21 protein-coding genes and 2 pseudogenes are annotated in these 21,422 nt (G+C 64.8%); 16 read left to right on the forward strand and 7 right to left on the reverse strand.

The features are described from left to right. Positions 1 to 106: 106 nt before the first annotated feature. Both HU772_RS25370 and HU772_RS25375 read left to right on the forward strand, forming a co-directional pair. Positions 107 to 988: pseudogene (locus tag HU772_RS25370) on the forward strand (methyl-accepting chemotaxis protein); the annotation flags it as partial. Positions 989 to 1,186: 198 nt separating this feature from the next. Then, positions 1,187 to 1,768 (forward strand): annotated as a pseudogene (locus HU772_RS25375) (methyl-accepting chemotaxis protein); the annotation flags it as partial. A gap of 316 nt (positions 1,769 to 2,084) precedes the next feature. Here the strand turns inward: HU772_RS25375 and ggt are convergent. From ggt to mdaB, 3 genes are all read right to left on the reverse strand, one after another. Continuing rightward, positions 2,085 to 3,752 carry a gamma-glutamyltransferase gene (gene ggt / locus HU772_RS21480; RefSeq protein WP_186661307.1) on the reverse strand — a complete coding sequence of 556 codons (1,668 nt, stop codon included), beginning with the start codon at positions 3,750 to 3,752 and terminating at the stop codon, positions 2,085 to 2,087. A 118-nt stretch (positions 3,753 to 3,870) separates the two neighbouring features. Next, positions 3,871 to 4,767, reverse strand: coding sequence for a LysR family transcriptional regulator (locus tag HU772_RS21485; RefSeq protein ID WP_186661305.1), 897 nt, complete (start codon positions 4,765 to 4,767; stop codon positions 3,871 to 3,873). 100 nt (positions 4,768 to 4,867) lie between these two features. Beyond that, on the reverse strand, positions 4,868 to 5,458 hold the full coding sequence (mdaB, locus tag HU772_RS21490) for an NADPH:quinone oxidoreductase MdaB (RefSeq protein WP_186661304.1): 591 nt from the start codon (positions 5,456 to 5,458) through the stop codon (positions 4,868 to 4,870). A 161-nt stretch (positions 5,459 to 5,619) separates the two neighbouring features. On the opposite strand from mdaB, the gene HU772_RS21495 reads away from it, so the two are divergent. After that, a complete protein-coding gene (locus HU772_RS21495; RefSeq protein ID WP_186661302.1) occupies positions 5,620 to 5,934 on the forward strand; it encodes a putative quinol monooxygenase in 315 nt (104 codons plus the stop codon). Here the strand turns inward: HU772_RS21495 and HU772_RS21500 are convergent. Next, a complete protein-coding gene (locus HU772_RS21500; RefSeq protein WP_186661300.1) occupies positions 5,924 to 6,688 on the reverse strand; it encodes a sulfite exporter TauE/SafE family protein in 765 nt (254 codons plus the stop codon). The two genes, HU772_RS21495 and HU772_RS21500, sit on opposite strands and share 11 nt — an antisense overlap. 77 nt (positions 6,689 to 6,765) lie before the next feature. Here HU772_RS21500 and HU772_RS21505 point away from each other — a divergent pair, with 77 nt between their 5' ends. The 3 genes from HU772_RS21505 to HU772_RS21515 all read left to right on the forward strand — a co-directional run bounded on the left by HU772_RS21505 (position 6,766) and on the right by HU772_RS21515 (position 9,394). After that, positions 6,766 to 7,650 carry a LysR family transcriptional regulator gene (locus HU772_RS21505; protein WP_186661298.1) on the forward strand — a complete coding sequence of 295 codons (885 nt, stop codon included), beginning with the start codon at positions 6,766 to 6,768 and terminating at the stop codon, positions 7,648 to 7,650. Positions 7,651 to 7,821: 171 nt separating this feature from the next. Beyond that, positions 7,822 to 8,397 (forward strand): LysE family translocator, encoded by a 576-nt coding sequence (locus HU772_RS21510; RefSeq protein ID WP_186661365.1) that lies wholly within the window; start codon positions 7,822 to 7,824, stop codon positions 8,395 to 8,397. Positions 8,398 to 8,407: 10 nt separating this feature from the next. Continuing rightward, entirely contained in the window at positions 8,408 to 9,394 is a 987-nt protein-coding gene (locus tag HU772_RS21515; protein ID WP_186661296.1) for a quinone oxidoreductase family protein, read from the forward strand. Positions 9,395 to 9,406: 12 nt separating this feature from the next. Here HU772_RS21515 and HU772_RS21520 read toward each other — a convergent pair whose 3' ends face one another. Next, a complete protein-coding gene (locus HU772_RS21520; protein ID WP_186661294.1) occupies positions 9,407 to 10,288 on the reverse strand; it encodes a LysR family transcriptional regulator in 882 nt (293 codons plus the stop codon). Between the two features lie 216 nt (positions 10,289 to 10,504). Between HU772_RS21520 and HU772_RS21525 the strand changes: the two genes are divergently transcribed. The 3 genes from HU772_RS21525 (at position 10,505) to HU772_RS21535 (ending at position 13,381) form a co-directional block, all read left to right on the forward strand. Continuing rightward, a complete protein-coding gene (locus HU772_RS21525) occupies positions 10,505 to 11,668 on the forward strand; it encodes a fatty acid desaturase family protein (RefSeq protein WP_217858733.1) in 1,164 nt (387 codons plus the stop codon). Between the two features lie 65 nt (positions 11,669 to 11,733). After that, positions 11,734 to 12,117: a hypothetical protein gene (locus HU772_RS21530; RefSeq protein WP_186661290.1), complete on the forward strand. Its 384-nt coding sequence runs from the start codon at positions 11,734 to 11,736 to the stop codon at positions 12,115 to 12,117. A 58-nt stretch (positions 12,118 to 12,175) separates the two neighbouring features. Beyond that, positions 12,176 to 13,381 (forward strand): methylaspartate mutase, encoded by a 1,206-nt coding sequence (locus HU772_RS21535; RefSeq protein ID WP_186661288.1) that lies wholly within the window; start codon positions 12,176 to 12,178, stop codon positions 13,379 to 13,381. A 26-nt stretch (positions 13,382 to 13,407) separates the two neighbouring features. On the opposite strand, the gene HU772_RS21540 is transcribed toward HU772_RS21535, so the two are convergent. Continuing rightward, positions 13,408 to 13,815 carry a type II toxin-antitoxin system HicB family antitoxin gene (locus tag HU772_RS21540; RefSeq protein WP_186661286.1) on the reverse strand — a complete coding sequence of 136 codons (408 nt, stop codon included), beginning with the start codon at positions 13,813 to 13,815 and terminating at the stop codon, positions 13,408 to 13,410. Positions 13,816 to 14,084: 269 nt separating this feature from the next. Here HU772_RS21540 and HU772_RS21545 point away from each other — a divergent pair, with 269 nt between their 5' ends. The 7 genes from HU772_RS21545 (at position 14,085) to HU772_RS21575 (ending at position 20,203) form a co-directional block, all read left to right on the forward strand. Next, the gene (locus HU772_RS21545; protein WP_186661364.1) at positions 14,085 to 14,690 is read left to right on the forward strand and encodes a CDP-alcohol phosphatidyltransferase family protein; all 606 of its coding nucleotides are present in this window, start codon (positions 14,085 to 14,087) and stop codon (positions 14,688 to 14,690) included. Positions 14,691 to 14,719: 29 nt separating this feature from the next. After that, on the forward strand, positions 14,720 to 16,474 hold the full coding sequence (locus HU772_RS21550) for a bifunctional alpha/beta hydrolase/class I SAM-dependent methyltransferase (RefSeq protein WP_186661284.1): 1,755 nt from the start codon (positions 14,720 to 14,722) through the stop codon (positions 16,472 to 16,474). Next, the gene (locus HU772_RS21555; protein WP_186661282.1) at positions 16,474 to 17,778 is read left to right on the forward strand and encodes a phosphatase PAP2/dual specificity phosphatase family protein; all 1,305 of its coding nucleotides are present in this window, start codon (positions 16,474 to 16,476) and stop codon (positions 17,776 to 17,778) included. Before HU772_RS21550 ends, HU772_RS21555 begins: the two co-directional genes overlap by 1 nt. Continuing rightward, positions 17,775 to 18,194, forward strand: coding sequence for a hypothetical protein (locus tag HU772_RS21560; RefSeq protein WP_186661281.1), 420 nt, complete (start codon positions 17,775 to 17,777; stop codon positions 18,192 to 18,194). Before HU772_RS21555 ends, HU772_RS21560 begins: the two co-directional genes overlap by 4 nt. Positions 18,195 to 18,204: 10 nt before the next feature. Then, on the forward strand, positions 18,205 to 18,828 hold the full coding sequence (locus tag HU772_RS21565) for a lysophospholipid acyltransferase family protein (protein ID WP_186661279.1): 624 nt from the start codon (positions 18,205 to 18,207) through the stop codon (positions 18,826 to 18,828). A 1-nt stretch (position 18,829) separates the two neighbouring features. Beyond that, positions 18,830 to 19,762, forward strand: a complete 933-nt coding sequence (locus tag HU772_RS21570) for a phosphatidate cytidylyltransferase (protein ID WP_186661277.1) — start codon at positions 18,830 to 18,832, stop codon at positions 19,760 to 19,762. Between the two features lie 96 nt (positions 19,763 to 19,858). Next, entirely contained in the window at positions 19,859 to 20,203 is a 345-nt protein-coding gene (locus HU772_RS21575; RefSeq protein ID WP_023631693.1) for a cupin domain-containing protein, read from the forward strand. Between the two features lie 320 nt (positions 20,204 to 20,523). Here HU772_RS21575 and mmsB read toward each other — a convergent pair whose 3' ends face one another. After that, complete coding sequence (mmsB, locus tag HU772_RS21580; RefSeq protein ID WP_186661275.1) at positions 20,524 to 21,414, reverse strand: 3-hydroxyisobutyrate dehydrogenase; 891 nt, start codon at positions 21,412 to 21,414, stop codon at positions 20,524 to 20,526. Positions 21,415 to 21,422: the final 8 nt, after the last annotated feature.

Consider the following 21,422-nt stretch of genomic DNA (forward strand, 5'->3'; position numbering starts at 1 on the left):
CAACCTTAAACTCGGCCTGGGCTTCGGCCTGGTCCTGGTCCTGACCGGCCTGCTGGCCCTGACCGGCTGGAACAGCCTGGGCAGCCTGATCAACCGCAGCAACTGGATGAGCGATATCACCCAGCTCAACAGTGACCTGACCAACCTGCGCGTGGCGCGCTTGCAATGGATGCTGACCAACGGTGACGACGCCTCGGCGGCCAATGTCCAGGCCAAGCTCGACGCCTTCGGCAACCAGCAGCAGCACCTGGTCAACACCTTCACCAGCCCCGAGAACCTCAAGCTGCTGCGCGAGCAGGGCCAGAGCATCAGTGAATACCGGGTCTCGCTGGAAAAGATGCGCCAGGGCTACAAGACCACCCTCGCCGCCCGTGACGCGATGAACCAGGCCGCCGCCCGCGCCAACGACGCCATCGAGGCGATCAGCAGCGCCGTGCTGTCCAGCCCGGAGAGCGATGCCGCCCACCTGGCCCAGTACCTGTTGATCAGCAAGGCCAAGCAGCAACTGGTGCAGGTACGCCTGGATGTACGCAGCTACATCGCCGACCTGACGCCCGAGGCCGAACAGGCTGCCGTGCGCCAGCTGGAAAGCGCCCTGACCGAGATCGACAGCCTCAAGCGCCAACTGCCGGCCGAAGCCTCGCGCATCCAGCAGTTCGAAAGCGCCGTGCTGGCCTACCGCGACGCCGTGCGCCAGTTCCGCGATGCCACCGCTGCCATCGGCGTGGCCCGTGCCGAAATGACCGTGCAGGGCGCCGATATCGTCAAGCGCAGCGACGCGCTGTACCAGATCCAGATCGAACGCCGCGATGCCGAAAGCATCCAGGCCCGCAGCCTGCAGACCACCGCCACCCTGCTGGCGCTGCTGGTCGGCGTGCTCGCCGCGTTCATCATCACCCGCCAGATCACCCGCCCGCTGCGCGAGACCATGGACGCCGTGGAGAAAATCGCCAGCGGCGACCTGACCCAGACCCTGCGCGTCACCCGCCGCGACGAACTGGGCGCGCTGCAGCAAGGCATCGCGCGCATGGGCAATACCCTGCGCGACTTGATCACCGGCATCCGCGACGGTGTCACCCAGATCGCCAGCGCCGCCGAAGAACTGTCGGCAGTGACCGAGCAGACCAGCGCCGGCGCCAACAGCCAGAAGGTCGAGACCGACCAGGTGGCCACCGCCATGCACGAGATGGCCGCCACCGTGCAGGAAGTCGCGCGCAACGCCGAGCAGGCCTCCCACGCCGCCACCAATGCCGATGACGAAGCCCGTGTCGGTGACAAGGTGGTCGGCGAGGCGATCAGCCAGATCGAGCGCCTGGCCCAGGAAGTGCACCGATCCACCGAGGCCATGACCCTGCTGCAGCAGGAAAGCCAGAAGATCGGCAGCGTCATGGACGTGATCAAGTCGGTGGCCGAGCAGACCAACCTGCTGGCGCTCAACGCCGCCATCGAAGCGGCCCGTGCCGGTGAAGCCGGCCGTGGCTTCGCCGTGGTCGCCGACGAGGTGCGGGGCCTGGCCCAGCGCACCCAGCAGTCCACCGAAGAGATCGAAGGGCTGATCGCCAGCCTGCAGAACGGCACCCAGCAGGTCGCCGAAGTGATGAACGGTAGCCGCAGCCTGACCGACAGCAGTGTCGAGCTGGCGCGCAAGGCCGGCGACTCGCTGGACAGCATCACCCGCACGGTGTCGAACATCCAGTCGATGAACCAGCAGATCGCCGCCGCCGCCGAGCAGCAGAGCGCGGTCGCCGAGGAAATCAGCCGCAGCATCCTCAACGTGCGCGACGTGTCGGAACAGACCGCCGCGGCCAGCGACGAGACCGCCGCCTCCAGCGTCGAGCTGGCGCGCCTGGGCGGGCACCTGCAGACGCTGGTCAGCCAGTTCCGCGTCTGATTTCAGGCTTTAGGGCTGCTGCGCAGCCCTTTCGCGACACAAGGCCGCTCCCACAGGGACATCGCGGCATTCAAGGGCAGCATCTGTCCTGTGGGGGCAACTGACTTGCTCAACTGCTAAAGCTAGCGCGATCCCTGTGGCAGCGGCCTTGTGTCGCGATGGGAGGGCAACACCCTCCCAAGGCTGCAACAACTTACTTGACGATCATCCCCACCCCGCGCCCACGCGGATCGGAAGCGGTCTCCAGCTTCTCCCCGGTCACCCGGATCGCCTGGATGTCGCCCATCTCCCAGCCCTGATCCTCCAGCACATAACCCATTTTCTTCAGGTCATCGGCCACCACGCCCTTGAGCGGCGCATAGCTGTCGAAGTAGATCGTGTCCTTGGGCAGCAACTGATGATGCACGCGCTGCGCCGCCACGGCCTTCTCCAGCGGCATGCCGAAGTCGTACAGATTGTTCATCACCTGGAAGATCGAGGTGAAGATCCGCGAACCACCCGGCGTGCCCACCACCAGCACCACCTTGCCATCACGGGTCACCAGGCTCGGGCTCATCGACGACAGCATGCGCTTGCCGGGGGCAATGGCATTGGCGTCACCGCCGACCACGCCGAAGGCGTTGGCCGCGCCCGGCTTGGCGCTGAAGTCGTCCATCTCATCGTTGAGCAGGAAGCCCGCGCCCTTGACCACCACGCCGCTGCCGTAGTCGAGGTTGAGGGTGTAGGTGTTGCTCACTGCGTTGCCTTGCTTGTCGACGATCGAGAAGTGCGTGGTCTGGTGCGGTTCCAGCCCCGGCTTGACCTGGTCGGTTGCGGAAATCGCAGTCGGGTTGACCTGGGCGGCGCGCTTGGCCAGGTAGTCCTTGGCGATCAACTGGTCGACCGGCACTTGGGTGAAAGCCGGGTCGCCCAGGTAGTCGGCGCGGTCGGCGAACACGCGTTTCTCGATCTCGGCCAGCAGGTGGATGTACTTGGCCGAGTTGTGCTCGACGCCCTTGAAGTCCGCCGCGCGGTCTTCCTTGATGCCCAGCAGCTGGGCCAGGGCGACGCCGCCGGAGCTTGGCGGCGGCGCGGTGTAGACCACATTGCCGCGCCAGTCGATGGCGATCGGGTCACGCCATACGGCCTTGTAGTCCTTGAGGTCGTCCTTGCTGATCAGGCCCTTGTCGGCCTGCATCTGCGCCACCAGCAAGTCGGCGGTCTTGCCCTGGTAGAACTCGCTGACACCCTTGTCGGCAATGCGCTCCAGGGTCTGCGCCAACTCCGGCTGCTTGAACAGCTCGCCAACCTTCATGCTGCCGAAATAGTCGTTGAAATTGGTGGCGGTCTTGAACATGCCCTGGGCGTCGTCGCGGTACTGGTACTGCTTCTGGGCGATCTTGAAGCCGTTGCGCGCGTAGCCGATGGCCGGGGTCAACAGCTCGCTCCACTTGAGCTTGCCGAACTTCTGGTGCGCCTCCCACAGGCCCATCACCGTGCCCGGCACGCCGGCGGCGCGGGCACCGACCAGGCTGAGGTTCTCGATCACTTCGCCCTTGTCGTCCAGGTACATGGTCTTGGTCGCGGCCTTGGGCGCCACTTCGCGGTAATCGAGGAAGTACGGCTTGCCATCGACGAACAGGGTCATGAAGCCGCCGCCGCCAATGTTGCCAGCCTCGGGGTAGGTCACGGCGAGGGTGAAAGCAGTGGCGACCGCGGCGTCCACCGCATTGCCGCCCTTCTTGAGAATGTCGGCGGCCACCTGTGCGCCATATTGATCAGGCGCGGCCACCGCGCCGCCTTCGAGGGTCACGGCAAAGGCCGAGGAACAGCTCAGGATTGCCGCCCCGAGGGCCAGCGGCTGGAACATGACGATACGCATGCGCACTTCCTTGGTGTTGTTTTTGTTGATCAGTCATTAAGGCCGAAGCGTTTCGACTAAGCAAACACCGTAGGAAACTTCCGCCGCCGACGGACAGAACCTGTCGCGTTCAGGACACTCAGCAGGCGTAGATCGCCAGTTTTTTCTGGATGAAGTCGAGGAAGCACTGGATGCGCAGCGCCAGCTGGGTGTTGCGGTAGTACACCGCATGGATCGGCTGGCGGTAGCCGTTGTTGTGCTCGCCGAGCAGCACCTGCAGGCGGCCGGCACGGATGTCCTCGTGGGTCATGAAATGCGACAGGCTGACAATGCCCTCGCCAGCGATGGCCAGCTGGCGCAAGGTCTCGCCGCTGGAGGCGATCAACTGCGGGCGAATCGGCCAACGGTCGCCCTGGGCGTGGCGCAGCGGCCATTGATTGAGCGATTCGGGCGAACTGAAACCCAGCAGGTTGTGCCCGCTGAGGTCCTCGACCTGTTCCGGCGTGCCGTGGCGCGCCAGGTACTCGGGGCTGGCCAGGACCTGCACCGGGCTGCAGCCCAGCGAGCGGGCGTGCAGGCTGGAGTCGGCCAGCTCACCGATGCGGATGGCCACATCGGTGCTCTGCTCCAGCAGGTCGATGATCAGGTCGTCGGTATTGAGCTCCAGCTCGATGGCGGGGTATTGCTGGCGGAACTCACCGATCCACGGCAGGATCGCGTGCAGCATGAACGGCGCGGCGGCGTTGATGCGCAGGCGCCCGGACGGGGTCTGGCGATTCATCGACAGGCGCTCTTCCATGTCGTCCATCTGCTCGAGGATCACCCGGGCGCGCTCGAGGAAAAATCGACCCTCCTCGGTCAGGTCCATGCGTCGGGTGGTGCGGTTGACCAGGGTGGTGCCCAGCTTGCCCTCCAACCGCGACAAGGTGCGGCTGACCGCCGATGGGGTCTGGCCCATCTGCTCGGCGGCGGCGGAGATCGAGCCGCAATCGATGACGGCGACGAATACCAGGAGCTCTTCGGATCGGGTTTTCACACGGTTGGCCTTGGCAAGAGATTGCCGTGATTGATAGCGGTTGATCTGAATCCGTGCAAGGGCACAGTTCGCCAGCAAGGCTGGCGCCTCGCGTGAACGGTTAGCGGCCCTTGCCCAACACCTCGGTCAAATGTTGCTCATAAGCCGCCAACGCCGCCGGTACATCCGGGCGCTTCATCACATCCACGGCCAGGTAGGTCGGCAAGGCCGTCATGCCGAGGAACTGGTTGGCCTTGTGGAAGGCAAAGTACAGCGCATCCACGCCTTTGCCCTCGAAGAAATCCTCCGGGTCGTCGAAGGCCTGCTGCGGGGCGTTCCAGGTCAGCGACAGCATGTACTGCTTGCCGTGCACCAGGCCGCCGCTGCCGTATTTCTGCGAGTTGTCCGCGCGGGTGCGGCCATCGTTGGCGTAAAGGCGGCCGTGGCCAGCGGTGAACACCTCGTCAATGTACTGCTTCACGGTCCATGGCGCCCCCATCCACCAACCTGGCATCTGGTAGATCACCACATCGGCCCAGAGGAACTTCTCCACCTCCACCTGCGCGTCGTAGCCACCGTCGATGAAGGTCTCCCGCAGGTCGTGACCGGCTCGGTCCAGATGGACCAGCGCCGCATCGTGCAAGGTCTGGTTGAGGCGGCCATCGGAGTGGGCGAAACGCTTGCCGCCGTTGAGCAGGAGGATCTTTTTCATGACGATTCACGGGCTCGAATAGGTATTTGCCGGCAGGGTAGGCGCTCGCGGGCGTGGTAAACAGCTATCGCCGGGCAAAACACATTTGCCAGGCAATCACGAATGCTGAACATATTGTTGATTTAGAATCGGCATCCCCAGCCGCTACCGAGCACAGTTCCATGCCCCAGCCACACGCCTTCATCCTCAAAGCCAAGACCCGTCCGGAACAGGCCGAAGCCTTCGAGCAATTGTTCCGCCCCTGTGTCGAGCCCAGCCGCCAGGAACCGGGCTGCCTCGAGTACCACATGCTGCGCGACCAGCAAGACCCGAGCCTGTTCGTATTCTTCGAAGTCTGGGCGAGCCAGGCCGACCTGGACGTGCATCTGGCCCTGCCGCACATGCGTGCGTTCTTCGAAAAGCGCATGGACTACCTGGAGCGTGATTTCGAGATCCAGGCGCTCGACATGCTCAGTGCCTCGTCGGCTAACCGTTGATCAGCAGGTGACTGCCCAGCAGCGCCATGCCGATGAAGAAGCAGCGCTTGAACAACACCGCGCTGATCCGGCCCCGCAACCATTGTCCGATGAACATGCCGAGCAAGGCCGGCGCCAGCATCAGCAGTGACGCCCCCAACGCCTGGCCGCCCAGCGCATCCTGGCCAGCCAGGCCGATGGCCAGTGCCAGGGTCGAGACACTGAACGACAAGCCCAGCGCCTGGACCAGCGCCTCGCGGTCGAGCCCCAGCCCCTGCAGGTAAGGCACCGCGGGCATCACGAACACGCCGGTGGCCGCGGTCACCATGCCTGTCAGCAGCCCGCACAACGGCCCCAGCCAGCGCTCATGGGCGGGGGCGATCCGCCAACCGCGACCGCTCAGCCCATGCAGGGCATAGAGCAGCAACGCGCCACCCAATGCATGGGCGGCCCACGGGCCACTGTCGAGCCCCTGCCAGGCACTGCCGAACAAGGTCCCGAGGAAAGTCGCCAGCAACATCCAGCTCAGCCGCCGCCACAAGGCCGCCAGCTGGCCACCGCTGGCCAACTGCCAAAGGTTGGTCAGCGTCGAAGGCACGATCAACAGCGCCGCTGCCTGCACCGTAGGCATAGTCAAACCAAGCAGCCCCATGGCGACAGTCGGCAGGCCAAGGCCGATCACGCCCTTGACCACGCCGGCCAGCAAGAACGTCAGTATCGCCAGCAGCGTCTGGCCTGGCCCCATATCCTGGTAGAACGAGAAGACGGTATTCATGGCGCCATCCTCGCCTGGCGACGGCCGCCTGAAAATCTGTCATACCTGCAGCCAGACTCTTGCCAGGACAGAGACAGATGCATTTCGACCTGATCGACCTCAAGCTGTTCCAGCACACCCTGGAGTGCGGCAACATCACAGCTGGCGCCCAGCGCAGCCACTTGTCCCTGCCAGCGGCCAGCGCGCGTATCCGCGCAATGGAGGCGTCACTCGGCATCCCCCTGCTCGAGCGCAACCGCCGCGGTGTCCAGGCCACGCCCGCCGGGCAGGCCCTGCTGCTGCATGCCCGGCTGATCGCCCAGCAGATTGAGCGCCTGCAGTACGACCTCTGGCAATACGCCCAGGGCCAGCAGGGCCAGATACGTCTGCTATGCAACACCGCGGCCTTGACCGAGTACCTGCCGGAGCTGCTGGCCAGCCACCTGGCGCGCCACCCGGGGATCAGCATCGATGTCCAGGAGTTGCCCAGCCTGCGGATCGTCCAGTCAGTCACCCAAGGCATGGCCGACCTGGGGATAGTGTCCGACGCCGCCCCCTGTGATCACCTACAGACCCTGGACTTTCGCGACGATCCACTGGTATTGCTGACGCCGCCCGGGCATCCCCTGGCCAGTCGCCCGGCCCCAAGGTTTGCCGATTGTCTTGATCACGGGCACGTTTGCCTGGGCGCCGGCAGCGCCTTGGCCCTGCATCTGGAAGAGCAGGCCCTGCACCTGGGCCGGCGCTTGCAGGTGCGAGTCCGCGCCGAAGGCTTCGACGGGGTGATCCGCATGGTCGCCGGCGGCGCCGGGGTGGGTGTCGTGCCACGGGCGGCGGTGCTGCGCTGGCACGGCCGGCTGGCCTTGCACTGGGTCGCCCTGCAGGATGCCTGGGCCAATCGCCGTCTGCGCCTGTGCGCGCGCGACTTCAGCGCCCTGCCCGGCTTCACCCGGGAACTGGTCGCGCATTTGCGAGCTCGCTGAGCAGCGCCCAGGGCCTGGGCGCATACCCCATTTATGGCTGGCGGTTTTCCATTTTTGGCGATAACCAATCACCGGCACCGGACTTAGACTGGCGCGCAACGTCCTGATTATCTTGCGAAAGGTAAAGTCCCTGTGTCTGTAGAAATCAACTGGGCGCTCTGGCTGACCACCATGGTGCCCCTGGCCCTGAGCGCCGGCCCCGGCAACCTCATGGTGGCGACCTCCGGCGCGCAAAGCGGCGTGCGCCGCTCGGTCAAGTTCATCGTCGGCCTCGATGCCACCTACTTCCTGATCGCCGTGCTGGTGGGCCTGGGGCTCTATCACACGATCATGGCCAGCCCCAACCTGATGTGGGTGCTACGGGTGGCCGGCAGCCTGTACATCCTCTGGCTGGGGATCAAGCTGATCATCCGGCCGATGCGCAAGGCCGGCGACCGGCAACTGGACCTGCAGTTTCGCGACGGCATCATCGTCCAGCTGGGCAACGTCCAGGGGTTGGTGATGCTGCTGGTGATGTTCTCCACCTTCATCCCCGCCGGCACCAGCAACAGCGGTGCGGTGCTGGCCCTGAGCCTGGCACTGATCCTGGTGAACTTCACCGCCCATATCATCTGGGTCTCCATGGGCGCGACCATCCAGCGCCTGCTGGCGGTCCGCCCTGGCCTGCTCAAGGCGCAGAACGTGGTGTTCGGCCTGATGCTGATCGCCGTGGCCGCCTGGATCTTCGTGCGTACCAGCAACCTGTGAGGACTGCCTGATGACCCGCGCCACAGCCGTAATGTTCGATGCGCCTGGCAACCCGGAGGTCCTGTACCTGCACGAGCAGGCTCTCCCTGCTTTGAGCGACGGGCAGGTGCTCGTCGCCATCCAGGCCGCAGGCGTCAATTTCATCGACACCTACCGCCGCTCGGGGGCGCTGGATGATGGTTCAGCCTACCCACGCGGCCTCGGCACCGAGGGCGCCGGCGAAGTCATCGCGCGTGCCCCGGACGTCACCGAACTGAAGGTCGGCGACCGTGTCGCCTTCATCGATGGTTCTTCGGGCAGCTACGCCAGCCACGCCATCGTGCCAGCGGCACGAGTGATCCGCCTGGACCCCGAGATCAGCTTCGAAACGGCGGCGGCCGTCATGTTCAAGGGCATCACCGCCGAATACCTGACCCACCGCTGCGTGCCGCTGATGACCGGTGACTGGGTGCTGTGGCACGCCGCCGCCGGTGGCGTCGGCAGCATCGCCACCAGTTGGCTGGCCGCGCGCGGCATGAAGGTCATCGGCCTGGCCTCGACCCCGGCCAAGCGCCAGGCGGCCCTGAATGCCGGCTGCATCGCCGCGCTGGACAACCGCGACACCAGCACCCTCCAGGCCATTCGCGAGCTGACCGACGGACGCGGCGTCGACGTGGCCTTCGACTCCATCGGCAAGGACACCGTGGAATTTTCCCTCGCCAGCCTGCGCCGTCGCGGCCAATTGGTGCTGTTTGGCAATGCCTCGGGGGACGTGACCGGTTTCAATCTGTCGCGCCTGGGCGCGCTAGGCTCGCTGCATGTCACCCGCCCGACCCTCAAGCACTATGTCGCCGAGCGCGATGAGTTGCGCATGGCCGCTCGCCGGGTGATGGACGCGCTGAAGACCGAGCAGATCAAGGTGCCACGCATCACCTCCCACGACATGGCGGACGCCGGCCAGGTGCACCAGTTGCTCCATGACCGGCAGACCCTGGGAGCACTGATCCTGCGCCCCTGAAACGCGTCCGCCTCACGGCAGGTCGGTGTCGGTCTGAGCGAAGAAGCCGATCAGGTGTTCGGTGACCACGCTGACCCGCTTGAGGTCCTGGCTCGCCAGGTTGCGCAACAGCCAGATATCCGCGCCATGCGCAGGTCCATTGGGCAGCACGCGGGTAAAGCCGTTGCGCATGCCCACATAGATCGGCAGCGCGGCAATGCCCAAGCCAGCAGCCACGGCATTGATCTGCGCGTTGAGGTTCTGCAGGCGCAACCAGGGCTTGTGACCATTGCCCAGTTCGTGCAACCAGCGCGCGAGCGGCATGTGGGTCATTTCCTCGGTCCAGCCGATCAACTGGTGGCGCCGTAGCTCCGCCGCCTGCTGCGGCAGGCCATGCCGCGCGGCATAGCTGTCGGAACAGAACAGTCCCTGGGTCAGGCGCCCCAGGCAGCGCATGGTGAAGTTGCCGTTTTCCGGGCGATGCAGGCGAATGATGATATCGCTGTGACTGTGCGTCAGCTTCGACGACAGCGCCGAATTGACCAGGTCGAAATGAATATCGGGGTATTGCTCGTGCAATTGCTCCAGCGCCGGAATGATCAAGTGCGTGCCCATGACCTCGGGGCAATCGATGCGCACGCAGCCACCCGCATGCTCGTTGGGGTGGGCGATCTGCCGCTCGATCAACTTGAAACGCTCTTCGGCCTCCAGCGCCAAGGGTAGCAACGCCTTGCCGGCCTCGGTCAGGAAGTAGCCGTTGGTTCTCTTCAGAAAAAGCGCCGACCCCAACGCCTCTTCAAGCGCCACGATCTTGCGTGACACCGTGGACGCCGAAACCCGCAGGGCGGCGCCGGCGTCGGTGACGTTGCAGGTCTTGGCGACCGATATGAAGGTCTTCAGGTCATCCCAGTTCATCTGTTGCTTTCTTTCCGTCCACAAAACGCGCGGGCAGCGTAACACAGCGTCTGGCCAGCGGCGTTGAAGCCTGCATCGAGGTGATGTGGAGAGTGCTTGAAGACGCGCCAATGCAATGCCTAAAAATGCAAAATCGATCTCCATAATTTGGAATTCAAATAGCCATTACAGGCGGTTATGGTCCACCCCCAATACAAGTTTTCGGGAGTGGAAAGTGTGGAAACCCCAGATGAAATAACGCCACGAGAAACAATGCGGCCGTTACCCGATTTTCTTCAGCCATTCTTGAGCTGGCTGAGTGCCAAGCCGTTGGCCGAGGAACTTTCCAAAGCGGGCAAGCGCACCCCTATGTTTCATGTTGCCGTGGCCGCCAGCTTTATAACCATCGGCGTATTACTGACCGCGACGGGTTATATCCATGACAGCCTGTTGCTGTGGTTGCTGGGTTTTATCTTTGCCGCCGGCGGCATCAAACAGATGCAAGTGATGATCTGCCACAACTGCGCCCACGACATGGCATTCGCCAGCCGCCGCACCAATACCGTAGTCGGCCATGTCATCTCCGCGGTCTTCATGCTCAAGCCCTACACGATCTACAAACAGGAGCACATGCTCCACCACAGCTCCAGGACCCTGCTGACCGATCAGGACGACACGCTCACCTACCTGCAAGGCGTGGTGGGCCTCAAGCCCAGCGACAGCATCGCCATGATGTGGACCAAGCTGGTATTCGCGGCCTTCTCGCCACTGGCCATCCTGCGCACCTCGTTCAACCGCATCAAGGCCAACGCCAGCGCCCCTGACCGCATGGTCGCCGCGCTCACCATCGGCGGATGGGCCGGCCTGCTGCTAGCGGCCTGGGCCGTTGGTCACCTCGACGTGTTCGTCGCGGCCTGGGTGCTGCCGGTGTTCATGGGCTACCACATCAGCACCACGTTCCGCCTGGCGGCCGAGCACACCTGGCCCAGCGTCGAGGTCCTCGAGAAGCGCGGTGTCGACTTCATCTGCGACAGCACCACCTCGGTATTCATCGGCGAGGCATTGCGCATTCCGGCCAATGCCGGGCCACTGCTGCGCCTGGCCTGTATAACCGTATGGCTGTCGAAGACATTCACTTACCACCTGTTCGTGCGCATCTTCATCATGGTCGGCGATACGCCTTGCCATGACTTCCATCACCGCCGGCCACGCTCCAATGATTGGCCAAACTATGTAACGGCGCGCGAACGCGACAAACGCGAAGGTGCCAAGCCATTCCCCAGAAACTACATCGACAAGTGGGGCTACATCTCCACCGTCACGGAGAACTTCTGCAACTTCCAAAACGCCCTTCCTTATTACCAAAGCTCAACTTTTAACGCATTGGCGGAGGACCTATGAGACACGAAAAAACTGCACTTCTGCTGACGATTCCTTCTGACTCTCACAGTTGGAACATGGTCTTCATGGAGTTCCTCCTGAGCGAGGCCAATTATCAGGTCCACAACATGGGACCGAATACGCCGATGCGCGATGTCGTCGACTGGCTCAAGCAGCACCCTTGCGACCTGATCGTGGTCAGCACGGTCAACGGCCACGGCTACCTGGAGGGCGTCGAACTGGCGCAGCGGATCCGTGATGAAGGCCGTTTCAGGGGCAGCCTGTGCATCGGCGGCAAGATCTGCACCGAGAATGACGCGCCGACCCTCGAGCGCTACAGCCATACCCTGCTGCAAGCGGGCTTCGACGCGGTCTTCGACGACAGCGACAAGAACAACTTCGACCGTTTCCAGGCGCTGCTCGACAACGCCAGCGCCCACCAGGACACCTTGGCCCGCAGCGGCTCGTGACCCTCGCCCGGCCGGTGCGCCAGGCACCGGCCCGTCTTCGCCTCAAGAGACCCCTTCCATGCAGGATTTCAACGCCTATGTACTCGGGCACTTCGCCGAGCGCGGCCCGGTGCTGCAGCCACGCCTGGGCTTCAGCTCGCTGGAGCGCATGAAGCACGGCCTGGAGGCCACCGCCGCCAGCCGCGCCCATACCGTCTGCACCATCACCCTCGACGCCTTCACCCGCGTCAACGACCTCAAGTCGGCGCAAAAGGCCATCGATACCGGCTCGATGCTCAATGGTTACCCCATCGTCAATCATGCCGTCGCCGACACCAAGGCCATGCTCGATACCATCGAACATCGCTATGCGACGCCGGTGCAGGTGCGCCACGGCTCGCCCGACCCTGTGCATATCTTCCAGCGCATGACCGAAGTCGGCCTTTCGGCCACCGAGGGGGGGCCGGTGTCCTATTGCCTGCCCTACAGCCGCACACCGTTGCGCGCGGCGTTCGGCCACTGGCAGAAGGCTTGCCGGGTGCTCTCCGAGGGCGTGCCCGATAGCCATATCGAGAGTTTTGCCGGCTGCATGATGGGCCAGATGTGCGACCCGGCGATCCTGGTCGCGCTGAATGTGCTCGAGGGCCTGTTCCTGCGCCAGCATGGCATCGCCACCCTGGCATTCTCCTATGCCCAGGGCACCTCGCCCTTGCAGGACCTGGCCGCGCTGAGCGCCTTGAAGACCCTGGTGGGCGAGCACTTCGCCCCGGGCAGCTACCACTTCGTGGCCTACGTCTTCATGGGCTTTTTCCCGCGCACCCTTGGCGGGTTCTGCCGCATCACCCAGGACGCGCTGTCGGTGGTGCGCGCCGCCGGCGTGCAGCGGGTGATCGTCAAGACCCCGGTGGAATCCCGGCGCATTCCACGGGTCGAGGAAAACATCGCGGCGCTGGAGTACGCCGACTACTGCCTGCGCTCGGATCATACGCTCAGGTCGATCCCATTCGACCAGCAGGAATACCGACGCATCCTCGACAAGGCCGGGGCGCTGATCAACGGGACCCTGGCCCTGGACAGCGACATTTCCGAAGCCATCCTCGCCGCGTTCGACAGCGGCCTGCTGGCCATTCCCTACTGCCTGCACCCGGACAACAAGCGCGGCGCCGGGACCGTGCTGGACGCCAACAACTACTACATGGGCTTCGAAGGCGCACGGGTGGAAAACGCGTTTTCGTTCCTCTCGGCCTTACGCCAGAACATCATGACCTACGACGCGTTCCACTGAGAATTCGCCACCGCGCGGGCCGTTGCTCATTGGCCAACGGCCAGTTCGCGCAAGGCAGCAGAAGCCAGGAAACCGGAGCGCGAGGCATAGCGGTGGTCGCGCTTGACCTTCTCGTCGATACGCTGCAGCAGGTTCTCCGGCAACGTTGCATTGAAACGCACGGCCTTGCCCAGGTAGGGCGTCACATCGAATTCCACCACCGCCCAAACCCCGCCGGCGAAGTCCGGGTTGTCCAGGTGCGCATCCACTTCCCGCGCCTGTGGCAGTGGCTCGCCATCGGCCACCAGCCCTTCGAAATGTAGCGCCAATGCTTCCTGCACATTGTCGAGCGCCTGCGACACTGTACGCCCGGCAGAGAAGCAACCCAGTACGTCGGGCACGCTCACGCCGTAGTCCGAAGCGTCGTCCTTGTGCAGCACAACTGGATATTTCATCGATTGCCTCCATTGAGATTCAAGCCCGGCAAACATCTTGCGCCTCACCGCTCACGCATCCATCCTTTGGCAGGCGATGTGTATGCTACACATCATGCTTGAGCAAAATAAAACCTAATACACACCATGCACACTTATTCCGATACACGGCGCATGGCCCGCTAAAAGCACGTTTCGGCTACTTCACAAGTCAGGCAAATGCCCCTTGCCCGGCAGCCGCACAATTCCCCACAATCCGGCGCATGCCGCGTTACGACAGGGAATTCGCCGTGCCATCGATCTACCAGCTCAAACCCCGTTTCCAGGCGCTGCTGCGCCCCACCGTCCAGCGCCTGCACCAGCGCGGCGTCAGCGCCAACCAGGTCACCCTGAGCGCTGCCATAGTGTCCCTGCTGCTTGGCCTGTTGCTGGCCTGGCTGGCGCAGGTCACCTGGCTGTTCATCCTGATCCCACTGTGGATGCTGCTGCGCATGGCGCTCAATGCCGTGGACGGCATGCTCGCCCGTGAGTTCGGCCAGCAATCCACGCTTGGCGCCTACCTCAACGAACTCTGCGACCTGGTCGCGGACGCGGCGTTGTACCTGCCGTTCGCCCTGCTGCCGGGCGTGGCGCCGGCGCTGGTGGTGCTGGTAGTGCTGGCCGCGGTAATCAGCGAGTACGCCGGGGTCATGGGCCCGCTGACCGGCGCCTCGCGCCGCTACGACGGGCCGATGGGCAAGAGCGACCGGGCGTTCGCCTTCGGCGTGCTGGGTACCGGGGTGGCACTGGACCTGCTGCCCGCGAGCTGGATCAACGGCCTGTTGCTGGTCATCCTGCTGCTCTCGCTCTATACCCTGTACAACCGGGTTCGCCACGGCCTGGCCGAAACCCGCTGAGCCTCCGCCGTCGGACAAGGATATTCGCCATGCGCCAAGCGCAATCGCTGCATTTCTCCACCCATGACGGGGTCGAGCTGCATTACCGTCACTGGCCCGCCACCAGCAACGCATACTCGCCGCGTCGCGCGCTGGTGATGTTCCACCGTGGCCACGAGCACGGCGGACGCCTGGCGCACCTGGCCGACGAGCTGGACCTGCCCGGCTACGACATCTTCGCCTGGGACGCCCGTGGCCACGGCCAGTCGCCTGGCGCTCGCGGCGACAGCCCGGGCTTTGCCACCAGCGTGCGCGATGTGCAGACCTTCATCGAGCACATCCAGGCCCGGCACGGCATCGCCGAGGCGGATATCGCCGTGCTGGCGCAAAGTGTCGGCGCGGTACTGGTCGCCACCTGGGCCCACGACTACGCGCCCAAGGTGCGCTGCCTGGTACTGGCCTCGCCGGCGTTCAAGGTCAAGCTCTACGTGCCCTTCGCCCGGCCAGGGCTGAAACTGCTGAAGGCCTGGCGCGGCAACTTCTTCGTCAACAGCTACGTCAAGCCGCGGCTGTTGACCCATGACCCCGAACGGGTCATGTCGTACCTGGCCGACCCGCTGATCAGCCGGCCGATCTCGGTGACCATGCTGCTGGGCCTGTATGAGGCCGCCGATCGCGTGGTGGCCGACGCCCAGGCGATCCAGGTGCCGACACAACTGCTGATTTCCGGCGCCGACTTCGTGGTCAAGCGCAAGCCACAGGAGCAGTTCTTCGAACGCCTGGGCAGCGCCCGCAAGGAAAAACACATCCTCCCGGGCTTTTTCCACGACACCCTCGGCGAACGCAACCGCAGCCACGCCCTGGCGCGAATCAAGCGTTTCATCGAGCACTGTTTCGACGCGCCCATGCCGCTGCCCTCGCTACTGGACGCCGACAAGACCGGCGCCAGCTGCGCCGAGGCCGAAAGCCTGGCCGCGCCATTGCCACGCCACTCGCCGCGCGATCTCTACTGGCGCGCCACCCGCGCCAGCCTGCGCCTGGGCCAGGGGTTGTCCGCCGGGGTCAAGCTGGGCTTCGACACCGGCTTCGATTCCGGTTCGACCCTCGATTATGTCTACCGCAATACCCCCACGGGCAAAGGCCGGCTTGGCGAGCTGATCGACCAGAACTACCTCAACGCCATCGGCTGGCGCGGCATCCGCCAGCGCAAGCTGCACGTCGAGGAGCTGCTGCGCCTGGCCATCGCCGAGCTGCGCGAGCAACAGCGCCCGGTGCATATCGTCGATATCGCCGCCGGCCACGGCCGCTACATCCTCGAGGCCCTGCAGGGCCTCGAGCAACTGCCCGATTCGATCCTGCTGCGCGACTACAGCGAGCTGAACGTCGAGCAAGGCCGCGCGTTGATCGAGGCCAAGGGCCTGGGCCAGGTCGCCCGCTTTGTCCAGGGTGATGCGTTCGACCGCCAGAGCCTGGCCAGCCTCGATCCCCGCCCGAGCCTGGCCGTGGTCAGCGGCTTGTACGAACTGTTCGCCAGCAATGCGCTGGTAGGTAATTCGCTAGCCGGCCTGGCCGACGCGATAGAGGACGGCGGTTACCTGGTCTACACCGGACAGCCCTGGCACCCGCAACTGGAAATGATCGCCCGCGCCCTGACCAGCCACCGCGGTGGTCAAGCCTGGGTGATGCGCCGGCGCAGCCAGGCGGAGATGGACCAACTGGTCGAGGCCGCTGGTTTTCGCAAACTGGCCCAGCGCATCGACGAATGGGGCATCTTCAGCGTCAGCCTGGCGCAGCGGGTAGGTTGATGGCCCGTGAAGCCGGACTGATTCGCCGGGGCATCCTGTGGCTGTTGCTGCTGGGGCCGTTCTTCTTCCTCAGTTATGGCCTGGCCAATACCTATACCGCCGGACGCGACGATATCGGCAGCCTGGTGTTCGCCTGGGAACGGCACATGCCGCTATGGCCGTGGACGATCATCCCGTACTGGTCGATCGACCTGCTCTACGGCTTGTCGTTCCTGTTGCCGCGCACACGCCAGGAGATGGACCGCCATGCCCTGGCGTTGCTCTACGCACAACTGATCTGTGTCGCCTGCTTCCTACTGTGGCCGCTGCGCTTCACCTTCGAGCGGCCCGAGCTGTCCGGGCTGTTCGGCTGGTTGTTCGATGTGCTGATGGGTTTCGACAAGCCCTACAACCAGGCGCCGTCGTTGCATATCGCGCTGTTGGTGATCATCTGGACGATGTTCGCCCGGCATGTGCGCCAGCCGCTGTGGCGAGGATTGACGCACCTGTGGATGGGCCTGATTGGCTTGTCGGTGCTAACCACCTGGCAGCACCACTTCATCGACCTGCCGACCGGGGCACTGGCCGGTTTCGTCTGCCTGTGGTTGTGGCCACGGCAGGGGGCGCTGCCTTGGCAGGCAGCGCGGATCGCTCGCGACCCAAAGCGCTGGCGGCTGACACTACGTTACGGGCTGGGGGCCATGCTGCTCGCGTTGATCGCGTGCAAACTCGGGCATGCGGCCTTGTGGTTGCTGTGGCCCGCCCTCTCGCTGCTGCTGGTAGGGATGAACTACGCCGTATTCGGGGCAGCGGGCTTTCAGAAGGACGCAGATGGCCGGCTGTCCATTGCCGCGACTTGCTTGCTGGCGCCCTATCTGCTGGCCGCCTGGGTAAACTCGCGGCTGTGGACCTGGCGACATCCCCAGCCGGATGAAGTGTGTGACGGCGTGCACCTCGGGCGCCTGCCCGGGCGCAGCGAAGCCTCGTCGTTCGTCAGCATCGTCGACTTGTGCGCCGAACTGCCGGCGCCCCCGTTGCCACGCCATTACCACAACCTGCCAACACTCGACCTGATCGCCCCCGACAGCCAATTGCTGGCACAAGCCGCCAGGGCCATCGAAGACATGCGCCAACATGGCCCACTGCTGGTCTGCTGCGCCCTGGGCTACTCCCGCAGTGCCAGCGCGGTGGCCGCCTGGCTGCTGCTCAGTGGCCGCTGCAACAATGTTGAACAGGCCGAAGCGCTGATTCGTAACGCCCGCCCCGGCGTGGTCCTGCACCCGGCCCATCGCCTCGCTCTGCAACAACTGGAAGCCCACCCATGAACCTGCATGTCGTCGCCAGCCTGCTCGCGCGCGGTCGCCAGCTGGAACGCCTGTCAGATGGCATCACCCTACTGGCCTTGGCTTGCAGCCTCGCACCGCTGCTGGGCCTCCCCCTGCATCCGCTCGCCCATTTGCTCTGCGCGGCTTTGCTGCTGATCGGCCTGGCGCACAAGTACTGGGCCATCCGTGTCGCCCTGGATGCCGAGCTGTTCGCGCGCCTCGGCGCCAGCAGCGACCTGCCCGCCGACACCCAGGCCCTGGACCATGCGTTGGTCGAGCTGCGCCTGAAACCCAGCGCCAGCGATGCCCGCGACTGGCCGACGCGCAGCCAGGGTGCCTTGGCCCTGCTGCGGCGCCAGGCGCTGTGCCTCACGGTACAAGTCGTGCTCGCACTCATTCTTCCTTTCACCGGATAAGACCGCCGCCATGCTCGCCAGCCTGACCGCCTTCGTCATCACTTCCGCCGCCCGCCTGATCACCGGCGCCCGCGCCCTGTGGCTGGGCTGCACGCCACAACCGGTGCAACGGTTGTACTTCGCCAACCACAGCAGCCATGGCGACTTCGTGCTGCTCTGGGCCTCGCTGCCCGAGGGCCTGCGCCGCCGCACCCGCCCGGTGGCCGGGGCCGACTACTGGTGCAAGCCGGGGATCCGCGACTTCCTGATCCGCCAGGTGTTCAACGGCGTGCTGATCGACCGCCAGCACAGCGCCGGCGAGGGCAACCCACTGCAACCGGTACTCGATGCATTTGCCCAGGGCGACTCGTTGATCTTCTTCCCGGAGGGCACCCGCAACCTGACCGACGAGGCGCTGCTGCCGTTCAAGAGCGGCCTGTTCCACCTGGCCTCGGCCAACCCGCAGGTCGAACTGGTACCGGTGTGGATCGCCAACCTCAACCGGGTCATGCCCAAGGGCCGCGCCCTGCCGCTGCCGCTGCTGTGCACCCTGAGCTTCGGCGAGCCGCTGCACCTGGAGCCCGACGAAAGCAAGCACGCGTTTCTCGAGCGGGCCCGCCAGGCCCTGCTGAACCTGGCCCCGAAGGAAGCCTGAAATGGATCACAACACCCTGTCCCTGTTCGCCGGCATCGGCGCCCTGCTGCTGCTCGCCAGCCTGATCGGCCGCCTGCTCAAGTGGCGCGCCGGCCCTGCGCCGCACGCGGTGATCGACAACCTCAACGCGCGTATAAATGCCTGGTGGGTGATGGTGCTGGTGATCGGCATCGCCTTCCTGTTCGGCAAGTACGGCGTGATCGTGCTGTTCTACGGCGTGTCTTTCTATGCCCTGCGCGAGTTCATGACCCTCACCCCGACCCGACGCAGCGACTACCCGGCGCTGGTGGCGGCGTTCTATGTGGCGCTGCCGGTGCAGTACCTGTTGATCGCCATGGATTGGTACGGGATGTTCAGCATCTTCATCCCGGTGTACCTGTTCCTGCTGCTGCCGATCCTGGCCAGCTTCGGCGGCGACACCACGCGTTTCCTGGAGCGTGCCTCGAAGGTGCAATGGGGCTTGATGATCGCGGTGTACTGCGTGTCGTCGGTGCCGGCGTTGATGACCCTGGACATCCCCGGCTACGAAGGGCGCAACCTGCTGCTGATTGCCTGGCTGATCCTCGTGGTGCAGATCAGCGACGTGCTGCAGTACGTGTGCGGCAAGCTGTTCGGCAAGCGCAAGGTGGCGCCGAACCTGTCGCCGTCGAAGACCGTCGAAGGCCTGGCCGGCGGCGTGGCGCTGGCCACCCTGGTGGGCGCATCGCTGTGCTGGATCACCCCGTTCAGCTTTTGGCAGGCGGCGCTGATGGCCCTGACCGTCAATGCCATGGGCTTCTTCGGCGGGCTGGTGATGTCGGCGATCAAGCGCGATCGCGGGGTGAAGGACTGGGGGCACATGATCGAAGGCCACGGCGGCATGCTCGACCGCATGGACTCGGTGTGCTTCGCCGCGCCGGTGTTCTTCCACTTCGTGCGTTACTGGTGGGCATAGCGCAACCAGGCAGCTGGGCGTCGACCCCAGGCAACCGCGGCGCTCGGCTTGCCTCTAAGGTGACCTGTCACTCAGCCAGTCACCAGGAGTTGTGCCATGTCCGATTTCATCACCGTCCTGCGCGAAACCTGTCCGACCCCGGTGGTCGACGCGACCAAATGGAAACGCATCGGCGGCGATCCGCACACCGTCAACCTCAACGCCTACCTGTCCGCCGATGGCAGCAAGATCATGGGCACCTGGATCTGCACACCGGGCAAGTTCGAGGTCAACTATGAAAAGTGGGAGTACTGCCACTTCCTCGACGGCTACTGCATCGTCACCCCGGAGGGCGAGGAGCCGAAACACCTGAAAGCAGGCGATGTGTTCGTGATCGAACCGGGTATGAAAGGGACCTGGGAAGTGGTCGAGACGGTGCGCAAGTATTTCGTGTTTGCCTGATCCGGAGTTGGCCACACGGCCTGTAGCAGTGCAGGCCTTGAGGTTGGCGCGGTCGCTGTGGGAGCGGCTTCAGCCGCGGTGTGGTGCATGCCCTGAGGTCGGCGCGGTCACTGTGGGAGCGGCTTCAGCCGCGAACACCGGCATAGCCGGTGCCAGGCACCGCGTCGCCTGCTTCGCGGCGGTCCGACAAGCCCGCTCCACAGGTTCAGGCAGCGCCTGATGAATCGAGCAAAAAAAATCGCGGAACGCATGCCCCTCCCCCAAGGTGCGCAGTTACAAGGGGGAGGACCATACGGTCCACGATCAAGTCCACTCGCTCGTCAATCCTTCTTGCGGTACCCCTCGACGATCGCCGAGAAATCCTTGCCGCCTTCACCACGCAGGCTCATCGCCTGGTACAGCTGCTGGGCCACGGCGCCGAGAATCACCGGCTGGTGCGCCAGGCGCGCGGCCTCGGTGGCCAGCCCCAGGTCCTTGAGCATCAGCTCGGCGCCAAAGCCGCCGGTGTAACCGCGCGAGGCCGGGGCGGTCTCGATGATGCCCGGCCACGGGTTGTAGGTGTCCGAACTCCAGCAGCGCCCGGTGGAGCTGTTGATGATCCCGGCCAGCACCTTGGTGTCGATACCCAGCGCATCGCCCAGGGCCATGGCCTCGGACACGCCGATCATCGAGATGCCCAGCAGCAGGTTGTTGCAGATCTTGGCAATCTGCCCGGTACCGACCTCGCCGCAGTGCACGATATTGCGGCCCATCTGCTCCAGCACCGGCTTGAGCGTGGCGAACAACTCGGCGCTGGCGCCGACCATGAAGGTCAGGGTGCCGGCCGCCGCGCCACCGGTGCCGCCGGAGACCGGCGCGTCGCCCATGTCGATGCCCTTGGCCGCCGCGGCCTTGGAGACGTCGCGGGCGGTCTGCGGGTCGATGGTGCTGCAATCCACGGTCGGGGTGCCGGGGCGGATGCCCGCCAGCACGCCGGTGGTTTCATCCAGGTACACGCCGCGCACATGGGCCGCGGCCGGCAGCATGGTGATCACCAGCTCGCTGTTGGCGGCGGCGTCCTTCGGTGAAGTGCTGACCTGGCCGCCCAGCTCGGCGAGTTCCGCCAGTACGGTCTTGTTCAGGTCGAACAGGTTGAGCTGGTGCCCGGCCTTGATCAGGTTGCGGGCCATGGGCGCGCCCATGTTGCCCAGACCAATGAATGCGATACGCATAGCTTCTC

It is taken from the genome of Pseudomonas xantholysinigenes (assembly GCF_014268885.2).
Taxonomy (GTDB): Bacteria; Pseudomonadota; Gammaproteobacteria; order Pseudomonadales; family Pseudomonadaceae; genus Aquipseudomonas; species Aquipseudomonas xantholysinigenes.